21 protein-coding genes and 1 riboswitch are annotated in these 18,783 nt (G+C 72.3%); of the genes, 12 read left to right on the top strand and 9 right to left on the bottom strand.

The window, feature by feature from the left end; all coding sequences use genetic code 11:
• From MHY49_RS16690 to MHY49_RS16680, 3 genes are all read right to left on the bottom strand, one after another.
• On the bottom strand, positions 1–1,312 hold a 1,312-nt coding region (locus MHY49_RS16690), incomplete at its 3' end, for an MDR family MFS transporter (RefSeq protein WP_239206014.1).
• Positions 1,309–2,112: a TetR family transcriptional regulator gene (locus tag MHY49_RS16685; RefSeq protein ID WP_239206012.1), complete on the bottom strand. Its 804-nt coding sequence runs from the start codon at positions 2,110–2,112 to the stop codon at positions 1,309–1,311. The genes MHY49_RS16685 and MHY49_RS16690, both read right to left, overlap by 4 nt.
• A 284-nt stretch (positions 2,113–2,396) precedes the next feature.
• On the bottom strand, positions 2,397–3,308 hold the full coding sequence (locus tag MHY49_RS16680; protein WP_239206010.1) for an SDR family oxidoreductase: 912 nt from the start codon (positions 3,306–3,308) through the stop codon (positions 2,397–2,399).
• A 226-nt stretch (positions 3,309–3,534) separates the two neighbouring features.
• Between MHY49_RS16680 and MHY49_RS16675 the strand changes: the two genes are divergently transcribed.
• Together MHY49_RS16675 and MHY49_RS16670 are read left to right on the top strand one after the other, a co-directional pair.
• The gene (locus MHY49_RS16675; RefSeq protein ID WP_239206008.1) at positions 3,535–4,107 is read left to right on the top strand and encodes a TetR/AcrR family transcriptional regulator; all 573 of its coding nucleotides are present in this window, start codon (positions 3,535–3,537) and stop codon (positions 4,105–4,107) included.
• 56 nt (positions 4,108–4,163) lie between these two features.
• Positions 4,164–4,856, top strand: coding sequence for an alpha/beta hydrolase (locus MHY49_RS16670; RefSeq protein WP_239206006.1), 693 nt, complete (start codon positions 4,164–4,166; stop codon positions 4,854–4,856).
• A gap of 21 nt (positions 4,857–4,877) precedes the next feature.
• Here MHY49_RS16670 and MHY49_RS16665 read toward each other — a convergent pair whose 3' ends face one another.
• Positions 4,878–5,192 (bottom strand): multidrug efflux SMR transporter, encoded by a 315-nt coding sequence (locus tag MHY49_RS16665; protein ID WP_239206004.1) that lies wholly within the window; start codon positions 5,190–5,192, stop codon positions 4,878–4,880.
• A gap of 8 nt (positions 5,193–5,200) precedes the next feature.
• Positions 5,201–5,267, bottom strand: a riboswitch (guanidine-III (ykkC-III) riboswitch).
• Between the two features lie 216 nt (positions 5,268–5,483).
• On the opposite strand from MHY49_RS16665, the gene MHY49_RS16660 reads away from it, so the two are divergent.
• The 3 genes from MHY49_RS16660 to MHY49_RS16650 all read left to right on the top strand — a co-directional run bounded on the left by MHY49_RS16660 (position 5,484) and on the right by MHY49_RS16650 (position 7,487).
• The gene (locus MHY49_RS16660; protein ID WP_239206002.1) at positions 5,484–6,209 is read left to right on the top strand and encodes an HAD family hydrolase; all 726 of its coding nucleotides are present in this window, start codon (positions 5,484–5,486) and stop codon (positions 6,207–6,209) included.
• Between the two features lie 125 nt (positions 6,210–6,334).
• Positions 6,335–6,562: a hypothetical protein gene (locus MHY49_RS16655; RefSeq protein ID WP_239206000.1), complete on the top strand. Its 228-nt coding sequence runs from the start codon at positions 6,335–6,337 to the stop codon at positions 6,560–6,562.
• A gap of 91 nt (positions 6,563–6,653) precedes the next feature.
• On the top strand, positions 6,654–7,487 hold the full coding sequence (locus MHY49_RS16650; RefSeq protein WP_239205998.1) for a hypothetical protein: 834 nt from the start codon (positions 6,654–6,656) through the stop codon (positions 7,485–7,487).
• A 90-nt stretch (positions 7,488–7,577) separates the two neighbouring features.
• On the opposite strand, the gene MHY49_RS16645 is transcribed toward MHY49_RS16650, so the two are convergent.
• Both MHY49_RS16645 and MHY49_RS16640 read right to left on the bottom strand, forming a co-directional pair.
• Positions 7,578–9,044 (bottom strand): MFS transporter, encoded by a 1,467-nt coding sequence (locus MHY49_RS16645; RefSeq protein ID WP_239205996.1) that lies wholly within the window; start codon positions 9,042–9,044, stop codon positions 7,578–7,580.
• Positions 9,045–9,181: 137 nt separating this feature from the next.
• A complete protein-coding gene (locus MHY49_RS16640; RefSeq protein ID WP_239205994.1) occupies positions 9,182–9,616 on the bottom strand; it encodes a VOC family protein in 435 nt (144 codons plus the stop codon).
• Positions 9,617–9,760: 144 nt separating this feature from the next.
• Between MHY49_RS16640 and MHY49_RS16635 the strand changes: the two genes are divergently transcribed.
• Positions 9,761–10,243 carry an SRPBCC domain-containing protein gene (locus tag MHY49_RS16635; protein WP_239205992.1) on the top strand — a complete coding sequence of 161 codons (483 nt, stop codon included), beginning with the start codon at positions 9,761–9,763 and terminating at the stop codon, positions 10,241–10,243.
• Positions 10,236–10,652, top strand: coding sequence for a helix-turn-helix transcriptional regulator (locus tag MHY49_RS16630; protein ID WP_239205990.1), 417 nt, complete (start codon positions 10,236–10,238; stop codon positions 10,650–10,652). Before MHY49_RS16635 ends, MHY49_RS16630 begins: the two co-directional genes overlap by 8 nt.
• 4 nt (positions 10,653–10,656) lie before the next feature.
• On the opposite strand, the gene MHY49_RS19215 is transcribed toward MHY49_RS16630, so the two are convergent.
• Positions 10,657–12,531: a LarC family nickel insertion protein gene (locus MHY49_RS19215; RefSeq protein ID WP_304502686.1), complete on the bottom strand. Its 1,875-nt coding sequence runs from the start codon at positions 12,529–12,531 to the stop codon at positions 10,657–10,659.
• A gap of 96 nt (positions 12,532–12,627) precedes the next feature.
• Here MHY49_RS19215 and MHY49_RS16610 point away from each other — a divergent pair, with 96 nt between their 5' ends.
• Together MHY49_RS16610 and MHY49_RS16605 are read left to right on the top strand one after the other, a co-directional pair.
• Positions 12,628–13,086: a VOC family protein gene (locus MHY49_RS16610; protein ID WP_239205988.1), complete on the top strand. Its 459-nt coding sequence runs from the start codon at positions 12,628–12,630 to the stop codon at positions 13,084–13,086.
• Between the two features lie 44 nt (positions 13,087–13,130).
• On the top strand, positions 13,131–13,958 hold the full coding sequence (locus tag MHY49_RS16605) for a GyrI-like domain-containing protein (protein ID WP_239205986.1): 828 nt from the start codon (positions 13,131–13,133) through the stop codon (positions 13,956–13,958).
• Between the two features lie 2 nt (positions 13,959–13,960).
• Here MHY49_RS16605 and MHY49_RS16600 read toward each other — a convergent pair whose 3' ends face one another.
• Together MHY49_RS16600 and MHY49_RS16595 are read right to left on the bottom strand one after the other, a co-directional pair.
• On the bottom strand, positions 13,961–14,785 hold the full coding sequence (locus MHY49_RS16600) for a sugar phosphate isomerase/epimerase (protein ID WP_239205984.1): 825 nt from the start codon (positions 14,783–14,785) through the stop codon (positions 13,961–13,963).
• Positions 14,786–14,864: 79 nt separating this feature from the next.
• Positions 14,865–15,446, bottom strand: coding sequence for an XRE family transcriptional regulator (locus tag MHY49_RS16595; RefSeq protein WP_239205982.1), 582 nt, complete (start codon positions 15,444–15,446; stop codon positions 14,865–14,867).
• Positions 15,447–15,492: 46 nt separating this feature from the next.
• Between MHY49_RS16595 and MHY49_RS16590 the strand changes: the two genes are divergently transcribed.
• The 3 genes from MHY49_RS16590 (at position 15,493) to larE (ending at position 18,722) form a co-directional block, all read left to right on the top strand.
• Positions 15,493–16,134 (top strand): GNAT family N-acetyltransferase, encoded by a 642-nt coding sequence (locus MHY49_RS16590; protein ID WP_239205980.1) that lies wholly within the window; start codon positions 15,493–15,495, stop codon positions 16,132–16,134.
• 150 nt (positions 16,135–16,284) lie between these two features.
• Positions 16,285–17,673 (top strand): lactate racemase domain-containing protein, encoded by a 1,389-nt coding sequence (locus tag MHY49_RS16585; RefSeq protein WP_239205978.1) that lies wholly within the window; start codon positions 16,285–16,287, stop codon positions 17,671–17,673.
• Positions 17,670–18,722, top strand: coding sequence for an ATP-dependent sacrificial sulfur transferase LarE (gene larE, locus MHY49_RS16580; protein ID WP_370646199.1), 1,053 nt, complete (start codon positions 17,670–17,672; stop codon positions 18,720–18,722). Before MHY49_RS16585 ends, larE begins: the two co-directional genes overlap by 4 nt.
• Positions 18,723–18,783 lie beyond the last annotated feature (61 nt).

Here is an 18,783-nt window from a genome sequence, read left to right as displayed (position 1 = left end):
AGCCCACGATCGCGGAGCCCAGGGACGCGCCGATCTGGCGGAAGAAGTTGTTCGAGGCGGTCGCGGTGCCGACCTCGGCCGCGGGGAACGTGTTCTGCACGATCAGCACGAGGTTCTGCATGCCGATGCCCAGGCCCGCGCCGAGCACGAACATGTGGGACATGATCACCCAGGTCGCGGTGTCGGTCGTCATGGTCGACAGCAGGAACACGCCGAGCGCGGCGACCAGCATCGAGAGGATCGGCGCCCACTTGTAGCGGCCGGTCCGCGAGACGATCTGGCCCGAGGCGATGGAGGTGATCAGCAGCCCGCCGACCATCGGCAGCAGCATCAGGCCGGACTCCGTGGCGGAGACGCCCGTGGACATCTGCAGGTAGGTGGGCATGTAGCCGATCGCGCCGAACATCGCGATCGCGATGACCAGGGCGGCGATCGTGGTGAGCACGAAGTTGCGCTTGCGGAACAGGTGCAGCGGGATGATCGGCTCGGCGGCGTAGCGCTCGGCGAGCACGAACAGGGCGCCGAACACGGCCGTGGAGACGAACAGCAGGATGATCTGCCAGGAGACCCACTCGTAGGTGTTGCCGCCCCACGAGGTCGCGAGGATCAGCGAGGTCACGGCGATCGCCATGGTGAGGATGCCGAACACGTCCAGGCGGGCGCGCTGCGACTTCTTGGGCAGCTTCAGGAAGAACACGGCCGCGAGGATCGCGATCGCGCCCAGCGGGATGTTCAGCCAGAAGCCCCAGCGCCAGCTGAGCGACTCGGTGAACCAGCCGCCCAGCAGCGGCCCCACCACGGAGGACAGGCCGAACACGGCGCCCATGACGCCCATGTACTTGCCGCGCTCACGGGCGGGGACGACGTCGGCGATGATCGCCTGGGCGAGCAGCATGAGCCCGCCGCCGCCGATGCCCTGGATGGCACGGCCGGTGATGAGCACGCCCATGTTGCCGGCGACGGCGCCCACGAGGGAGCCGGCGACGAACACGGACAGCGCGAAGATCAGCAGGGGCTTGCGGCCGATGAGGTCGCCGAGCTTGCCGTAGATCGGCATCATGATCGTCGAGGCCAGCAGGTACGCCGTGGTCACCCACAGCATCTGGTCGACGCCGTCGAGGTCGCCCACGATCGTGGGCAGAGCGGTGGAGAAGATGGTCTGGTCGAGGGCCGCGATGAACATCGCGATGAGAAGGCCCGCGAACAGCGGGACGAGTCTGGTGGACGGAGCCGTGCCGGAGGACGCGGTCGGAGCGGCGGGCTGTCCGTGCGCTCCGCGCGCCGCGGGGGCTGCGGTCTGGGTGGCGGTCATAGCTCTGCTTCCTGGATGAGGGTCAACGTGTCGAGGAGCGACTCCATGAGCTCGCGGTCCTCGATGTCGGGGTTCTCGACGGAGATCTGGATGGCGTAGCGGGCGATGCCCCACCACATGGCGACGATGAAGCCGGTCTGCCGGGTGATGAGCGCCTCGACCGCCGGATTCGATGCGGGGGCGTCCGCGCCGTCGAGGCCGGGCCTGCCGTCGGCGGCTGTGCCGCCTGGACCGGGCGGTGTGCCCGAGGCGCCGTAGCGCTTGCGGATCCTGCGGGCGACCAGGTCCTCGAGGTCGCGGTTCTTCGCGGCGACCTTGTCGGCCATCGCCTTGGCGAGCGTTCTGTCGCTGCGGATGAGCTCGAGGCGGGCGCGCCAGACCTTCTGATCGACGCCGTGCGGCTTGGTGGTCATCACCGCCAGGAGCATGCGGACGAGATCCGCGAGGATGCTGCCCCGCGGGCCGTCGACGAACGCCTCCTGCACGTGCTCGGGCAGCGGGCCGGGATCGCGGCCGACGACGACCGCCTCCTTCGACCCGAAGTAGTTGAAGAACGTGCGCCGCGAGACGTCCGCGCTCTCGCAGATCATCTCCACGGTGACGTCGTCGAAGCCGTGCTCGAGCATGAGCTCGAGGGCGGCGCGCTCGATGCGTCGGCGCAGCTCCTCGCGCTTGCGCTCGCGCAGCCCGGGCTTCTTCGAGGCCGACCGCGCGCTCGGGGCCGACGCCGCGTCTGAGCTCGCCGCCGCGTCCGGGGTCGCCGCCGCGTCGCGCGGGGTCTGGGTGTCTGTCGGGGACATCGCACCTCTCCTGATGGTTCCGGGGGTCGGCCGACGGGGATCGGGTTCCGGGGCCCGCGAGCAGCGGGTCCCGGGGACTCGGGAGTCCGTCGTCCGACGACGTGCACCACAATATGCACCGAGTGCACGTTTGCATAGAGTGCACGGTGTCTGCTGAGTCACCAGCGTGCGCGGGGTCCCGGACGCAGCGATCCCCGCGGCCCAGGAGGGAGAGCCGCGGGGATCGCGTGACGACGTGGGGCGGGGAGGGGGCGCCGGAGCGGGCGCCCCCCCCGGAGCGCCGCTCAGGCGGGAAAGCCGCCGGCCCGCAGGTCCTCGAGCAGGCTGGGGTGAGTGGGCTCCCAGCCCAGTGTCGAGCGGGTCCTCCGGCTGCTCGCCGGCTGGTCGAGGGCGAAGATCTGACCCAGGAACCCGAAGGACTCCGCGTCGACGGAGCGCACGGGGAGACCGAGGGTCTCACCGATCGCGGCGGCGATGTCCCGCATCGCGTCCCCCTCGTCGGCCACGGCCTGTGCCTGGAATCCGGCGTCGGCGCCCTCGAGGGCGAGGCGGAAGAGCCGGGCGGCATCCTGCACGTGCACGGCGGGCCAGCGCTGGTCGCCGTCGCCGACGAACCCGGAGACCCCGCTGCGCTGCGCCGCCTGGATGAGCATGGAGGCGAAGCCGTAGCGGACGTGCGCCTGGTGCACCGAGCGCGGCAGCCGGACCGCGACGGGCCGCACGCCGCGCGCGGCGAGGTCCATCACGTACTGGGCCGTGCGCGCGCGGGCCGCCATCGGCCCCTCGGCGAGGTAGGGGTCGTCCTCGGTGGACGCGCGGCCGGGGATCGCGGGCGTGCCCGAGGCGATCACGAAGGCCGGGCCGTCGTGCGCGGCGGGGGCGGAGCCTCGCGTGCGCTCGGCCAGCGCCTCGCCCATGGCGTGGACGGCGCGCGACTCCTCCTCGACCCCGGCCTCGACCGCGGTGAAGTCGTTGCTGAAGGCGAGGTGCACGACGGAGTCGGTCGCCGCGACCCCGCGGCGCAGTGCGTCGAGGTCCGTGAGATCGCCGGGGAGGGAGGATGCCCCGAGCTCCTGGAGCCGAGCGGCCGAGCGCTCGGAGCGCGCGAGGCCGACCACCTCGTGCCCTGCGCTGATCAGCTCGGGGACGACGGCGGATCCGATGAACCCGGTGGCGCCGGTGACGAAGACCTTCATGGTGAGTCCTCTCGAGGATGCCGCCTGATGCGACACGTGTGCCGTCACCGTACACCCGACGGGACCGATGTCGCATCAGTGGGTGGATCGGGTGCTGATCAGCCGTCCGCACCGCCACTGCCTGCGGGAATGATGGTCATGGGACGGCCGTCCCATGGCGCGGACCGGCCCGTGGCCCGGACCGTCGCGGGCGCGATCACCCGGTCGGACGGTAGAGTCCCCTTCCATGCCCCGCTGGAAGCCCGATGCACGAGAGCGCCTGGTCGCTGCCGCGATTCGCCTGTTCTCGGAGCAGGGATACGACGCGACCACCGTGGCGCAGATCGCCGAGGCCGCGGACCTCACCCGCAGCACGTTCTTCCGCCACTTCGGCGACAAGCGCGACGTGCTCGCGGCCGGGCAGGAGTCCCTCTCGCAGCTGCTGCGCGAGGGGGTCGCGGCGGCGCCCGACGATGCCTCGCCGCTGACCGCCGTCGAGTCCGGACTGCTCCGCGCGAGCGAGGCGATGACCCCGGAGCGCCGGGAGATGGGTCCGAGGATGCGCGCGGTGATCGCGGCGAGCGCCGAGCTGCGCGAGCGCGACCAGCTCAAGCACGTGGGACTCGCGGCCGAGACCGCGCGTGCGCTCGAGGAGCGCGGCATCGCCGCCCGCACGGCCGCGCTCGCCGCGGAGATCGGACTGCTCGCCTTCAAGAACGCGTACGCGACCTGGACCGACGGCGACGGCAGCACGTCCTTCGCCGATGAGCTGTGCGACGAGCTCGACGCCCTGCGGGCGACGCTCCCCGACGTCGGCTGAATCGGAGCGGACGACACGGATCGGATGAGACGGATCGGATGAGTCAGGAGCAGCCCATGAACCGGCCCAACCCCTTCGGCTTCCCGCCCGTCGAGCGCATCGGCGAGGGACCCGCGCGGATCGACGAGAGCGCGGTGCGCTTCTTCCCGCACGCGCCGGGTCCGCAGGACCGCGTGGTGCTCCTCCTGCACGGACTCGGCAGCAACGAGCAGGATCTGCTGTCCCTCGCGCCGATGCTGCCGGGCGGGGTGGTCTATGCGTCGCTGCGCGGAGTCCTCGCCTGCGGGCCCGGCTTCGGCTGGCTGGCGCCGCCGCCGCTCGGCGCGGACGACCTCGGACTGCTCGAAGAGTCCGCCGTGGCCCTCGAGGACTGGACGGGCCGCGTGGCCCCGGGGCGTGTGATCGGCGCGATCGGCTTCTCGCAGGGCGCCGTGCTGGCCCTGCAGCTGCTGCGCCGGCGGGCCGACGCCCTCGACTGGGCGGTCGCGCTCTCGGGCGCCCCGTTCCCCGCGGATCTCCCGGGCGATGCGGCGCTCGCCGAGCGCGACGTGCCCGTGCTCTGGGGCCATGGAGGACAGGACCCGCTGTTCGACCCGGCGATGGAGACGCAGGTCAGGGACTGGCTGCAGCGTCATGCGCGCCTCATCGAGGAGCTCTCGCCGACCCTCGGTCACGGCATCGACGAGCAGATCCTCGACGCCGTGGCGGCGTTCGTGCGTGCGCGCCTCGCGGAGGGCGCCAGCAGTTGAGCGGGGACGGCCCGCAGGGCCTCAGCCGCTGATCTTCAGACCGATCACGCCGCCGATGATCATCGCCAGGAACAGCACCTTCAGCACCGAGACGGCCTCGGCGCCCGTGACGATCGCGAAGAGCACGGTGACGGTCGCACCGATCCCCACCCACACCGCGTAGGCGGTGCCCGTGGGCAGGTCGCGCATCGCGAAGGCGAGGCCGGCCATGCTCAGCACCAGTCCTACGGCGAAGACGATGCTCGGGGTGAGCCTGCTGAAGCCCTCCGAGCGGCCCAGGGCTGTGGCCCACACGGCCTCCATCAGGCCCGAGAGCACGAGAACGATCCACGACATGTCAGCCTCCTGCGGCCGTCTTGTCGCTGTCCGGGTACGGCACCCTCGTCCGGGGATCCTGTCGTCGGATCCGTTCTCACGGTCGCACGCGCGAGGGGCCGCGGCAAGGGCAGATGGGTCACCTGCGTCCGTGCCTGCGCGGTCGTGGTCCCCGAACCGCTCTCGTTGCCGACGCGGAGGCCGCAGCGGTGCACGGGGCAGGCCTCCCGTGCTCCGACGCCGCCGTCGGCGAGGATCGGCGGACGACGACGTGAGGCGGTGGCTGCGGTGGGCCGGATCCGGACGCGAGCGGTGATCCTCGACCTCGACGACACGCTGTTCGACCATCGGGCCTCGGCCCGGGCCGGCTTGGCGCACCTGGTCGAGGAGCTGGGCGGATCCCCGAGCGAAGAGATCGCGGACGCGTGGGAGGCCACCGCCGCCGATCTCATGGCACGACGACGGGAAGGCGAACTCGACCGCGTGGAGTACCGCCGCGAGCGGGTCCGGCGCCTCGTGGACGAGCTGCGGCTCGACGATCGCCGGCTCGACGATGCCCGTCAACTCGACGGTCCTCGACGTGCGGGCGACGCGCATCGGCTCGTCGCAGCGGAGTGCGATGCGCTCTACGACCGCTTCCTCGCCCTGTACGAGCAGGAGTGGAGGGCGTTCGGCGACGCCCTGCCGACGCTGCGCGCACTCGCCGACCTGCGGATCCCGGTCGCCGTGCTCACCAACGGGCCGGAGCGGCGTCAGCAGAAGAAGATGAGGGACCTCGGGCTGCGGGACCTCGTCGTGGGCGTCTGGACGAGCGAGCGGATCGGGGCGGCGAAGCCCGATCCCGCCAGCTATCTCACGGTCTGCGCGGCCCTGGGTCTCGAGCCTGCCGACGCGCTCCACGTCGGCGACAACCCGGAGCACGACCTTCGCGGCGCCCAAGAGGCGGGACTGCGAGCGCTGCACCTGGATCGCCGCGGCGAAGCCGGCGTCGGCGAGTTCCGGATCCGGGTGCTGGGCGACCTGTTCGACCACCTGTGACCCGGCCCTGGTGGAGCCTCTCCTGGGATCGCGGTGAGCTGCGCGCTCCGGTCCGTGGGATCCTCGAGGACGGACGATCCGCCCCATCGCCCCGCGGGCGGACGACGAACGACAGGAGCGCACCCGTGACGGACACCCCCGCCCACGACCACACGCGACCGCAGGTCATCGACAAGATCGACGAAGCGCTGCACGAGGCGCCCGAACGCTTCCCCTTCGTGGTCGTCGTCGGCGACGAGGACATGCACGTGCTCACCGCTCCCGACGCGAGCAGCGACGAGCTCGGCACGGCGAGGGCGGCGCTCACCCACCTGCTCGAGCACTGGGAGCAGGTCGTCCAGCCCGCCGAGTGAGCGCCGAATCCCGGCACTCCCGATTCCTGGCGATACTCTCGCTCGGAGGAACGACCGCAGGTGCGGTGGGCACCGCAGGAACGAGGGACGCATGACGGAGCGGCAGGACGCAGCGAGCGGGACCACGCAGGGGGCGACGGAGGACCGGAGCCAGGCCACGAAGGCGTCCATCGCCGACGGGCCGGAGTGGATGCACGACAAGGAGTTCCTCCTCCGTGCAGGTCAGGAGCTGCTGGTCTCCCTCGGGGTCGACAGCTCGCTCGTGGACCGCCTGCCCGACCTCGAGGGACCGATCGAGCAGCTCCAGGCGCTGCAGGGCGAGGTCGACGCCGAGCACGGGCGGCTCGGGTCCGATGCGGATCCCGCCGAGAACGATCCGAACGAGGGCGAGACGCCCTCGATCGACGAGTACTCGCCCCAGCAGCGGCAGCGCCTGAACGCTCTCATCGACGAGATCCTGCCGATCGTGCTTCCCGTCGCCCGCCAGACGATGGACCGTCTGGACGAGCGCGGCATCCGTCCGGAGATCGCCGGTGGCAGCGCGCCCGCACTGCGCGCCGCACTGCAGGACGTCGAGAGCCTGTACGCGTCGGGCTCGTGGCGCACGGCGGACGGCGAGACCCTCGACGGGTACCTCCGCTGGTTCACCGACCAGCACAGTGCGCTCTCGGTGACTGCGGTGCCGCCGACGGGCGCAGAGGTCCGCGCGATCGTCACGGTGGTGCGGGGCATGCCGCGGGCCACCGTGCGCAGGATCGCGAAGTTCCGCGGCCGCCTGTACCTGGGGATCGTCGTGCGGATCCTGCTCCGCCTCCTCCGTCACGACTCTGCGGAGGGCGCGGCGGACGCGCCGGGCGGCGCCGCACAGCACGTACAGCAGGCGCGGGCACAGGGGGCGGGGATCCCGGGGGCGCGCGAGAGCTGAGGCGACGCGAACGGCGGGATCGGCGGTCCGGCCGGAGCACCTCGACGGGTCCGGGGCCATCCGACCCCACTGCTCACTCGGCGTTCCGCCTCACCAGCCCGAGGGCACTCGATACCTCGTGAACTGCGGGACGAGCACGCCGCAGGCCAGGACGCCGAGCACCACGAGCGCCCCGCCGAGGACGACGGTCAGCGGCGCGCCGAGCACGTCGGCCGCCGCGCCGTGGGCGACGTCGGCGAAGCGGGGCCCGCCCGCGACGACCACGAGGAACACGCCCTGGAGACGGCCGCGCACCGCGTCGGAAGCGGCGCCCTGCAGCATGGTCTGGCGGAAGACCATCGAGATCATGTCGGCGATGCCGCCCGCGGCCATGAAGGCGACGGCCACGGCGAGCCAGGGCATCGCCCGGCCGTCGGCCAGCCATGTCGCGCCGCCGAAGCCCATGACCACCAGGCCCCAGGCGCCGACGGCGATCAGCACCGCGAGGCCCACCCGGTGCACGCGGCCCAGCCAGCCGGAGAAGATCCCGCCCAGCAGGGCCCCGAGCGCCATCGCGACCGAGAGCGCCGCGAACTCCATGCCGCCCTGCGCGGGTCCGCCGAAGCTCTGGTCGGCCAGCTGCGGGTAGAGCGCGCGCGGCATGCCGAAGACCATCGCGATGAGGTCCACCGCGAAGCTGACCAGCAGGATCTTGTGCTTCCAGGTGTAGACGAAGCCGTCGAGGACGCTGCGCAGCCCTGGCCGCGCGATGGCGCCCTCGGGCTTCAGCGCGGGCAGCCGCAGCACTGCCCAGAGCGTCGCCAGCAGGCAGACCGTGTCGATGAGGTAGAGCAGGGAGAAGCCCAGGAAGGGCAGGAGCGCCCCGCCGACGAGGGGCCCCGCGATCGCGCCGAACTGGCCCACGGTCATGTTCAGCGCGTTCGCCGCGGGCAGCTGGTCGCGCGGCACGAGGGAAGGGATCAGGGCGGTGCGCGCCGGCTGGTTGACCGCGAAGAACGCCTGCTGGGCGGCGAAGATCCCCAGGATCACCCACACATTGCGGACCTGCAGCAGCGCCTGCGCGGCGAACAGTCCGCTGGTGAGGATGAGGCCGAGTGTGGTGACCAGCAGGATCTTGCGGCGGTCGAAGGCGTCGGCGATCGCCCCGCCCCAGAGTCCGAGCACCACGAGCGGCACCAGGCCGAACAGGCCCGTGAGCCCCACGTACAGCGAACTGCCGGTGAGCGACCAGAGCTGTGCGGGCACCGTGATGATCGTGATCTGCGCGCCGATGACGGTCACGATGTTCGCCTGCCACAGCCGCTTGAAGTGCAGGTTCTGCAGGGGACGGGTATCGGCGAAGAGCGCGCGGGCTCGCGAGCGCAGGGTGCGCGGAGCGGACGGCGAGGAGGCGGGCTCCGGAGCGGGCGCGTCCGGAGCCGCATCGAGCGCGGGCGTCTCGGAGGTGGGGTCCGGCGGGTCGTGGGGGTCGACGGTGGGCGTGGCGGGTCCTTCGGAAGAGGAGGGTCGGGAGGCAGGGATCGGCGCATGCGAGAGCCCCCGCGATCCGGGGATCACGGGGGCCGATGCTGCGGTCCTGGCACGATGCTAGCCGTGCGCCATGCGCGGCGGTGCTGCACTGGTGCCCGGCGTGAGCAGGCGCTCGCCCGCTCCAGCGTGCGCTGCGGGCAGAAGGACCGCTGGTGATTCCGAGGTCAGCCCTGCGAATCCTGCGGGGTGCTGATGTTCACCTGCCACACGATCCCGAAGCGGTCGGTGAAGGAGCCGTAGACGTCGCCCCACATCTGCTTCTCGAGGGGCATGGTCACCGTCCCGCCCACGGAGAGCTTCTCGTAGGCGCTGCGCAGCACCTGCTCGTCGTCCCCCATGAGCGACAGGGTCACGTTGGTGCCCTGCTGGAACTGCGGGCCCATGCCCTCGATGGTGTCCGAGACGTAGAGGCGGATCAGCTCGGTGACCTCGAGGGATCCGTGCATGATCTTGTCGGCGTTCGGGTCGCCCTCGGGCACGGCGTGGAACTCGCCGAAGGTCGCGAACTGCGGGGTCGCACCGAGCGCCTCGCCGTAGAACTCGAAGGCCTCGCGGGCGTTCCCCGCGAAGTTCAGGTAGGGGTGGAGTGCAGCGGGCATGGCGTGCTCCTCGAGGTCGGCGCCGGCCGGATGCCGACGACGTGAGTCAGCCTAGCGGCGTGCTCGGACGAACGGACCACCGCGCCGGGAGGAAGGGGTTGACGTCGGCGTTCCAGGAGGCAACCATATGGTTGCATGTCACTGATGAGAGATGAGATCACCCGGACCATCGATATCCACGCGCCCCTCGAGGCGGTCTGGGCGCTGGTCTCCGAGCCCGGCTGGTGGATCAACGACGGAACCCTCGGCGGGCACCGCATCGAGCGCGACGGCTCCACCTGCCGGGTCCACGACCCGACCCTGGGCACCTTCCCGGTCGGGATAGAGGTGCTCGACCCTCCTCACCGGGCCGTGTTCACCTGGCTCGCAGGGGAGCGGGATGACAGCGAGGGCGATGCCGGGATGCCCCGTACTCGCATCGAGTTCGTCCTGGCTGAGGAGCGGCCCGGGACCGTCACGCTCACCGTCACCGAGTCCGGGTTCGACGCGATGACGACGGAGCAGCACGAGCGGAACTACGGGGACAACGTCTCGGGCTGGGAGCTCGAGATCTCCCTCGCCCGCGACGCCCTCGAGGCACGGGGCCCGCACGAGGGGCCGAGCCCGCAGGAGGGTGCGGATGCCTGAGCGGACGGAGGAGCACGAGGCGCACGCCGTCTCCGCGCAGGTGCTCAAGGCGCTCGCCGATCCCGTGCGCCTTCAGATCATGGACAGACTCGCGGCACGACCCCGCGGCGTCACCGAGCTCGCGCGCACTCTGCCGATCACGCGCCAGGGCACCTCCAAGCACCTCGGAGTGCTGCGTCGGGCGGGCCTTGTGGAGTCACGGTCGGGGCCGACGGGCGAGAGCTATCGCGTGATCCCTGCCCCCGTCGACGAGGCGTCGCGCATGCTCGCCCGTGCCGCTGATCGCTGGACCACGCAGCTCGAGCTCCTGAAGCGGGCCGCCGAGAGCGCTGCGGACGGGAGCGGCGGCCCGGCTGCCGAGGAGGACGACGGCGGTATGCGGCCCGCCGCGCCCGGCACGACCCCCTGAGCGCTCAGCTCTCCCGCCGCGCGGCCGCCCGCGTCTGCTCCAGGGCCTCTCGCTCGGAGATGCCGAGCTCCCGGGCGGCGGCCTGGACGTCGCGGAACTCGGGCTCGCGCCGCACCATGCGGCCCGTGGAGTCGCGGGCGACCTTCACGCGCACCTGCTGTCCATCCACCTCGACCTGCTCGAAGGCGCGGGTGCGGATCGAGCGGTCGACGGCGAACCTGCGCACTCCGAGGCTCCCCGTCAGGTCCATGATCAGGGACGACGCGGACACCTCGTCGCCCTCGCGCACGAGCGCGTGGACCGTGATCCCGGGCCGCCCCTGCTTCATGATGATCGGCGTCAGCCACGCGTCCAGCGCGCCCGATTCGAGCAGGCTCGTGATCACGCCGGGCCACAGGCGCGGGTCGAGATCGTCGACGTTCGCCTCGAGCTGGACCGCCGAGCGGGGGGTCGCGTGCGCGTCGGCCGCAAAGGCGTCGGCCGCATGGCCGCTCGCCGCGCCGTCGGGCCCTCCGTCCGGTCCCGCGGGAGTGTCGGCATCGCGCCCCACCATCACCCGCACCACGTTCGGTCGGCCCGGGGTGTCCTTGGTGCCGGCGCCGATGCCCACGGCCTCCACGGTCAGCGCGGGCTGAGGGCCCGCGGTCTGCGCGAGCGCCCGCACGAGGGCGACCCCGGTGGGCGTCGCGAGCTCGCCGATGCCCGGCGCGACGCCCGGGGGCACCGGCCGCGACGGATGGGCATGGGGCCCGCCGACGACGTGCGGCGCGAGCTCCTCGTCCGCGCCTGCCGCCTCCTCGCCGTGGACCGGGGCGTGCGTGCGCTGCGAATCCTCAGCATCCGTGCCCGCGCCTGTGCCCAGCGCGCTCGTGGCCTGGGCATGGGGGTCCGGATGGCCAGCGACGACGGCTTCCTGGATGGAGTGGGAGTGGCCGACGCCCTCCCCGCTCACGACGTGCGGAAGGTGCCGGAGCCCGTAGGGATTCTCGTGCTGGGCCGTGCGACCGTGGTCGTGGTCGTGGTCGTGGTCGTGGTCGTGGTCGTGGTCGTGGTCGTGGTCGTGGTCGTGGTCGTGGGGATGACCGTGCCCGTGCGCGGGGTCGTGATCGCGATCGTGCGCATGCTCGTGCTCGCCACCGTGATCAGGACCGTGGCTGTGGTCGTGGTCGTGGCTGTGGCTGTGGCTGCGGTCGTGACCGGGACCGTGGTCGTGACCCGGGCCGTGGCTGTGCGCGTGCGAGTGACCGCGGGAGGGGAGCAGCTCGCCGGCGACCGTCGGCCAGCCCTGCGCGAGACGCACCACCGCCGGCACCGGCACCGGGATGTCGCCGTGGGCTGCGCGGATGCGCCCGGAGCCGACGGCGATGACGCTGCCCACGGCGCCCGCGATCCCGAGCTGCCGCCATGCCTCGCAGGCGCCGATCACATCGGCCAGGGAGTCCAGAGCGCCCACCTCGTGGAAGTGGATCTCCTCGGGCGGGAGGCCGTGGGCGAGGCCCTCGGCATCGGCCAGGCGCGAGAACGCGTCCAGGGCGAGCTCGAGGGTGCGGGCGGGGACCGTGCCCTCCACGCGGGCCGTCTCGAGCATCGTCCGGATCGATGACCAGGTGCGATGAGGCGGATCCTCGACCAGCAGCTCGACGTCGACCTTCGTGGCCTGCTGTCCGCAGCGGTCCACCGCGCGCCGGCTGAAGCGGACGGATCCCGGGATCAGCGCGTCGAGCACGGTCTGGACCGCGTCGAGATCCGCACCGGCGTCCACGAGCGCGCCCAGGAGCATGTCCCCCGCGATGCCCGCGGTCGCGTCGATATAGGCGACCCTGCCAGCGGCATCGTCGGCGGCGGGTCGGGTGAGGGGGAAGTCCGGCTGCGCGCTCATGTCGACCGATGCTAGTCGGCGCGGGCAGGAACGATCCCCGCTGGTCCCCTCGGTTGCCGCGCCGTAGGCTGGGGAGCCCGGAGCGAGGAGGCCCCGATGACGTTCCCCGTGCTCAGCTGCACCGCCCTCGATGCCCGCGACTGCCGCGGGCTCGCCGAGTTCTACCGCGAGCTTCTCGGTCTGCACTATCGCGCCGGAGACGAGCCGCCGGCCGACGGATCGGGGATCGACGGGGCGCCGTCCGACGGGGCACCGGCCGACGGGCCGGCCCCCGACGACTCGGACTGGCTGGTCCTGCTGGACGACCAGGACCGGCGCGTCCTCGCCGTGCAGGAGAAGACGGACCTGCGGCCCTCGACATGGCCCAGCGAGGAGATCCCCATGCAGCTGCACATGGACTTCCGCGTGCGCGATGCCGAGGAGCTCGCGAGGCACCGTCGACGCGCGGAGGCGCTCGGTGCCCGCCTGCTCATGGACCGCTCGGCCGACCCGGACGAGCCGCTGTTCGTCATGGGCGACCCGGAGGGCCACCCGTTCTGCCTCCTCGTGGGCTGAGGACCCCTTGACCCTCCCACGATGTGAGGATCGAGGCTGACCCCATGGCAGAGACGTCGCACCTGATGAGCATCGGGCAGTTCAGCTCCCTGAGCAGGCTGTCCGTGCGCATGCTGCGCCACTACGACGCCCACGGCCTCCTGGTGCCCGCACAGATCGACCCGTGGAGCGGATACCGCCGCTACGCCTCGGCGCAGCTCGCCGACGCGGCGGACATCCGGATGCTCCGCGACGTCGGCTTCGGCGTCTCCGCCATCGGAGCCCTCCTCGCCGTCCGCGGCACCCCGGCCTGGTCCGACGCGCTGCGCCTGCAGCGCGAGACCCTCGTCGAGGAGCTGCGCGCGTCCCAGGGAAGGCTCTCCCTGATCACCCGCCTGCTCGACGAAGGAGAGCCCACCATGTCCATCACCCTGACCCGCACCACCGTCCCCGCCATGACCGCCGTCGCCCTGCGCGGCACCGTCCCGACCTACTCCGACGAGGGTCGGCTCTGGCAGCGGATGATGCCTGCCCTGGCAGCCCAGGGCATCGCGCCCGTCGGCCCCGGCGGCGTCATCGAGCACGACGACCAGTACATGGACCACGATCCGGACCTGTCGATCTTCCTGCCCGTGCCCGTGGGCACCGAGGCCGCGGACGAGCTCGAGATCATCGAACTGCCCGCGCGCGACTGCCTGGTCGCGCGGGTCACCGGCGCCTACGACCAGATCAGCGAGGCCCACGACCTCATCAACGAGCGCCTGGCCTCCGAAGGTCTCGCGGCGCGCGCGGACGGCACGCTCGCGGGTCACGCCTTCAACATCTACCTGACCTCGCCCGATCAGGTGAGCGAGGAGGAGCAGCTGACGGACGTCTGCCAGCCGCTGGCCTGAGGTCAGGCCGCTCCGGCCTCCTCGCGGATGAGCGCGTGGGCCTCGTCCAGGCGCTCCCAGACGTCCGGTCGCTGCGGATCGATGACGATCGAGAGCGGCCCGGCGTAGCCGGCGTCGGCCATCAGGCGCAGGCATGCCCGGTAGTCCTCGACGTCGAGAGACCCGTCCTCGCCGAAGCCCGCCTTGGCCTGGCAGGCCTCGGCGAGCGGCGCGACGCGCGCCAGGTCGGCGTACTTGTGCTGACCGGTCCAGTTCCCGAAGTCCGCGAGGAAGCCGATCGCGCCCTCGCAGCGGTCGAGCAGCTCGAGCGTGGAGTCCGCGTCCAGGAGCAGGCCCTGCCAGTTCTCCACGAGCACGCGGATGCCGTCATGGTCCGCCGCGAGCGCGCGCAACGATGCCGCGCTGCGGGCGATGGTCTCGGGGGAGGGCGGCTGGTCCCCTGCGCTCACGCGCACCTTCGGGGCCCCGAGCTGCTCGGCCACGCCGATCCAGTCGTCGATCCAGGCGCGCCAGCGCTCGCCCTCGGCCGGATCGGCGAGGTCGCCGTGGTCCACGAGGAAGCACTCGAGCGCGACGCCCGCGTCGCTGAAGGAACCGCGCAGGTCATCCAGGTATCCACGATCCGTCGAGGGCAACGAGAAGTGGCAGATCTGTGCGCTCGCGAAGCCGTGCGAGGCGAGCAGTGCGGGCAGGTCCAGCAGGGCGACGGGCTCGGCGACCCCGTCGGTGCGGCCCTCGAGCGCGGGCATCGTGCCCGGTGCGGCGAAGCTCCCGAGGGTGCGGAACAGCGACCACGTGTGGATGGCCTTGGTGGGATCGATGGTCATGTCCGCTCCTGGCTCGGCTGCGCGTCCTCGTGCGCGGTCCAACCTATCCCGCCTATCCCGCGGTGGTGCCGGGTCCCTGTCAGGATCGGGGGCCGGGCTCGTGCGGAGAGCGCTTCGCGAGGGCGACCACGTACCGGCAGCCGCCTTCGCCCTCGCTGCGGAACGAGGTGGGGGAGGGCGCGCCCAGGGTCAGGCAGTCGCCGGGACCCAGCGTGCTCTCCGAGGTCCCCTCGATGATGCGGAGCGTGCCCTCGAGCACCCATACCTGCTGGTCGAGAGCCCGGTAGGCGTCGGCCGGATAGTCCACGCGCGCACCCTGCGGGAGCAGGACGTCGACCAGCTCCAGGCGGGATCCGCTGGGGGAGACCGCCCGGCGCGTGTAGCCGGTGTCCGGGTCGGTCCAGGTCGGCTGCGCGTCGGCGCGGCGCACGCGGGATCCGTCGGACTCGGCGCGCGCGATGAGCTCGGAGAGGGTGAGGCCGAGTCCCGCGGAGAGCCGCGCGAGCAGGGCTGCGGTGGGCTGCGCATCGGCCTGCTCGATGCGGGCGATCATCGCCCGGGAGACCCCGGACTCGTCCGCCAGGCGCGCACGGGTCAGTCCCTGCTCCTCCCGCGCTGCGCGGACGATGCGTGCGAGTGCGGCGGCGAGATCCTCGGCCATGAGACTCCTTGACACGATAGTAGACTCAGAAGACTACTATGTGCGCATGACGTCGGAGAGCGGACCCGCCCGCAGCACGGGGAAGAACGCGGCGCATCCGGGCGCGCCGACGGGTGCCGAGCCGGGCGCGCAGACGGGCGCCGAGCCGGGCGCTCAGCCGTGGAGGATCCGCTCCGCGAGCGCCGAGGACGCCGCCGCCTGCGCGGAGATCTACGCCCACTACGTGCGCACGACGGCCATCACCTTCGAGACCGAGCCGCCGGACACGGCGCAGATGGCGCGGCGCATCGAGAGCGCTCGCGAGCGCTACGTCTGGCTCGTCCTCGAGGAGGAGGGCCGTGTGACGGGCTATGCCTATGCGGGAGCGTTCAACCCGCGCGAGGCCTACCGCTTCACCTGCGAGGTGAGCGTCTATCTCGCGTCCGACCAGCGCGGATCCGGTCGCGGTCGCGCGCTGTACGAGGCGCTGCTGCCGGCGCTGCGCGAGCGCGGGCTCCGCCGGGCGATCGCCCTGGTGGCGCAGCCGAATCCCGCGAGCGACCGCCTCCACGCGTCATTCGGCTTCACTCCCGTGGGCACCTTCACGAAGGTCGGCTGGAAGCTCGGCGCCTGGCACGACGTCGCCTGGTCCGAACTGGACATGGCGCCGGACGACGACGACATCCGGGAGCCGCCCCCGCTGCGCTGAACTGCGCTGAGCCCCGGCGGGCGTCGGCCGATGGCAAGACACGGTCCTCACATGGCGGCGCACCGCCCCCACACGGCAGAGCGCTGCCCCCGCATGGCAACACCCGGACCTCTGCTTGTCCCCGCCGAGGCCACAGCGCATAGTGGAGCGATGAGCCAGAGCAGCACGGCGTCCCGGTCCGACACCACGTCCCGGACCAGTGCGTCCGCGCAGGACGGGGCGGCGCAGCCCACCATCCATCCGATCCCCGAGGGCCTGGCCGAGCGCGCCGCGCAGATCGGCGGCGCCGGCGGGACCCTCACCCAGGACCAGATCGACGCCTTCGTCGCCGACCAGCTCGCCGCGAGCGACCTCGACGGCAGGAGCGTCTGCCTGATCATCCCCGACGGCACCCGCTCCGTGCCCCTGCCCCGCGTGCTGCCCGCGATCCACCGCGCGCTCGCCGGGCGCGCCCGCTCCGTCACCGTGCTCATCGCGCTCGGCACCCACGCCGCGATGAGCGACGAGGCCATCGGGCGGCTGCTCGGCTCCGAGCCCGGGCACCCCGAGCGCACCTACCCCGGCTGGGAGGTCGTCAACCACGCCTGGCACGACGAGTCGCAGATCGCCGACCTGGGCGAGATCCCCGCCGAGCGGATCTCCGAGCTCACCGGCGGTCTCCTCGAGGACACCCCGATGCGCGTGCAGATCAACCGCCTGGTCGTCGAGAGCGACGTCGACCTGATCGTCGGCCCGGTCTTCCCCCACGAGGTCGTCGGCTTCTCGGGAGGGAACAAGTACTTCTTCCCCGGCTGCTCGGTGCACGACGTCATCGACATCTCCCACTGGGTGGGCGCGCTCATCACCGCCAGTCGCATCATCGGCACCCTCGGCATCACCCCGGTGCGCCAGCTCGTCGACGCCGCGAGCGACCTCATCGAGACCGAGAAGCTGTGCTTCGCGATGGACGTCGCCGAGGGCGGCGCCGACCTGGGCGCCATGTCCTTCGGCGATCCGCAGGCCGCCTGGGCTGCGATGGCGAAGATCTCCGCGCGCACCCACATCACATACGTCGAGAAGCCCTACCGGCGGATCGTCGCGATCGTCCCCGAGATGTACGAGGACATCTGGACCGGCGCGAAGGGCTTCTACAAGTCCGAGCCCGTGTGCGCGGACGGCGGCGAGGTGATCATCTATGCCCCGCACATCACCGAGGTCGCGGGCATGCACCCCGGTCTGCGTGACATCGGGTACCACAACATCGAGTACTTCACGAAGCAGTGGGACCGCTTCAAGGACCACCCCTGGGGCGAGCTCGCGCACTCCACGCACGTCACCGGCCTGGGCACCTACGATCCGGAGACCGGCGAGGAGCGCAACCGCGTGCGCCGCGCCTTCGCGACGTCGATCCCCCCGGAGGTCTGCGCCGAGTACGCCGTCGAGTACGTCGACCCGGAGTCGCTGGACTTCGAGGCGCTGCGCGCCGACCCGGACACCCTGGTCATCGACCATGCCGGCGAGGTCCTGTTCCGCCTGGCGAGCGAGAGGGACGGCCAGTGAGCGCCCTTCCCGCCTCCTCCGCGTCCATCGCCGCCTCCGCGTCCATCGCCGCCTCCGCGCCCGCTGCCGCCGCCGCGCCCACTAGCTCCGCGGCATCCCCCACGCCGTCGGCGCCCCGCGTCGTGCCGGGCGGATCGCCGCGGGCCGACGGGGCCGCCCCGTCGGCCGACGGGACCGGTGCCTGGTCGGGGACCATGACCCCGGAGGCGCTGAGCGGGGGGACCCTGCAGCTCGCCGACGCCGTCGCCGGGGACCTCGAGGGCGTCCAGCGCCTCGGCGTCGCGTACTCGGGCGGCGTCGACTCCGCGACGCTGCTCGCGCTCGCCGTCCGGGCCCTCGGGTCGGAGCGGGTGGTGGCGCTGCTGGGCGTCTCGCCGTCCCTCGCCGCGCGCGAGCGCACGATCGCCCATCGCGTCGCGGACCTCATCGGCGCGGAGGTCGTCGAGATCCGCACCCACGAGGGCGAGCGCGAGGAGTACCGGCGCAACGACGTCGACCGCTGCTTCTACTGCAAGGACGAGCTGTTCACCCGGATCGACGACGAGGTCGCCCGCGATCTCGGGCTCGACGCCGTCGCTTACGGCGAGAACGCCGACGACGCCCTGCGCCCCGACCGCCCCGGTGCCGAGGCCGCGACCCAGCACCGCGTGCTGCGACCCCTCGCCCGCAGCGGCATGACGAAGACCCAGGTCAGGGACGTGGCGCGGGTGCTCTCCCTGCCTGTGGCGGACAAGCCCGCCGCCCCCTGCCTCGCCTCCCGCATCCCGCACGGACAGGAGGTCACCCCGGAGAAGCTCGCCCAGATCGAGCAGCTCGAGGCCGCGCTCATCGACGCCGGGTTCAGTGACTGCCGCGTGCGCCATCACGGCGACATCGCCCGCCTCGAGCTCCCGGCCGACGAGCTGCCCCGGGCGGTCGCCCCCGGCGTCCGCGAGCAGCTGCAGCGCGCCGGCAAGGACGCGGGCTTCCGCCACGTCGCCCTGGACCTCGGCGGCATGCAGTCCGGCGCCTTCACCCTGCAGATCCTCAACGCGCGGGGAAGCCTGTGAGCGGGTCCGGGGACGGGCCGGGACCCGCTCACAGGCTTCCCCGCGCGTTGAGGATCTGCAG

Source organism: Brachybacterium sp. ACRRE (assembly GCF_022346485.1).
GTDB lineage: Bacteria > Actinomycetota > Actinomycetes > Actinomycetales > Dermabacteraceae > Brachybacterium > Brachybacterium halotolerans.
The sequence above is the reverse complement of the archived record's forward strand: the minus strand, read 5'-3'. Positions and strand labels throughout refer to the sequence as shown.

Bases quoted from the DNA above. Each gene is read 5' to 3' on its own strand.
- MHY49_RS16685 (WP_239206012.1), bottom strand. From the start codon at position 2,112: ATGTCCCCGACAGACACCCAGACCCCGCGCGACGCGGCGGCGACCCCG.
- MHY49_RS16680 (WP_239206010.1), bottom strand. From the start codon at position 3,308: ATGAAGGTCTTCGTCACCGGCGCCACCGGGTTCATCGGATCCGCCGTC.
- MHY49_RS16675 (WP_239206008.1), top strand. From the start codon at position 3,535: ATGCCCCGCTGGAAGCCCGATGCACGAGAGCGCCTGGTCGCTGCCGCG.
- MHY49_RS16670 (WP_239206006.1), top strand. From the start codon at position 4,164: ATGAACCGGCCCAACCCCTTCGGCTTCCCGCCCGTCGAGCGCATCGGC.
- MHY49_RS16665 (WP_239206004.1), bottom strand. From the start codon at position 5,192: ATGTCGTGGATCGTTCTCGTGCTCTCGGGCCTGATGGAGGCCGTGTGG.
- MHY49_RS16650 (WP_239205998.1), top strand. From the start codon at position 6,654: ATGACGGAGCGGCAGGACGCAGCGAGCGGGACCACGCAGGGGGCGACG.
- MHY49_RS16640 (WP_239205994.1), bottom strand. From the start codon at position 9,616: ATGCCCGCTGCACTCCACCCCTACCTGAACTTCGCGGGGAACGCCCGC.
- MHY49_RS16635 (WP_239205992.1), top strand. From the start codon at position 9,761: ATGAGAGATGAGATCACCCGGACCATCGATATCCACGCGCCCCTCGAG.
- MHY49_RS16630 (WP_239205990.1), top strand. From the start codon at position 10,236: ATGCCTGAGCGGACGGAGGAGCACGAGGCGCACGCCGTCTCCGCGCAG.
- MHY49_RS19215 (WP_304502686.1), bottom strand. From the start codon at position 12,531: ATGAGCGCGCAGCCGGACTTCCCCCTCACCCGACCCGCCGCCGACGAT.
- MHY49_RS16610 (WP_239205988.1), top strand. From the start codon at position 12,628: ATGACGTTCCCCGTGCTCAGCTGCACCGCCCTCGATGCCCGCGACTGC.
- MHY49_RS16605 (WP_239205986.1), top strand. From the start codon at position 13,131: ATGGCAGAGACGTCGCACCTGATGAGCATCGGGCAGTTCAGCTCCCTG.
- MHY49_RS16600 (WP_239205984.1), bottom strand. From the start codon at position 14,785: ATGACCATCGATCCCACCAAGGCCATCCACACGTGGTCGCTGTTCCGC.
- MHY49_RS16595 (WP_239205982.1), bottom strand. From the start codon at position 15,446: ATGGCCGAGGATCTCGCCGCCGCACTCGCACGCATCGTCCGCGCAGCG.
- MHY49_RS16590 (WP_239205980.1), top strand. From the start codon at position 15,493: ATGACGTCGGAGAGCGGACCCGCCCGCAGCACGGGGAAGAACGCGGCG.
- MHY49_RS16585 (WP_239205978.1), top strand. From the start codon at position 16,285: ATGAGCCAGAGCAGCACGGCGTCCCGGTCCGACACCACGTCCCGGACC.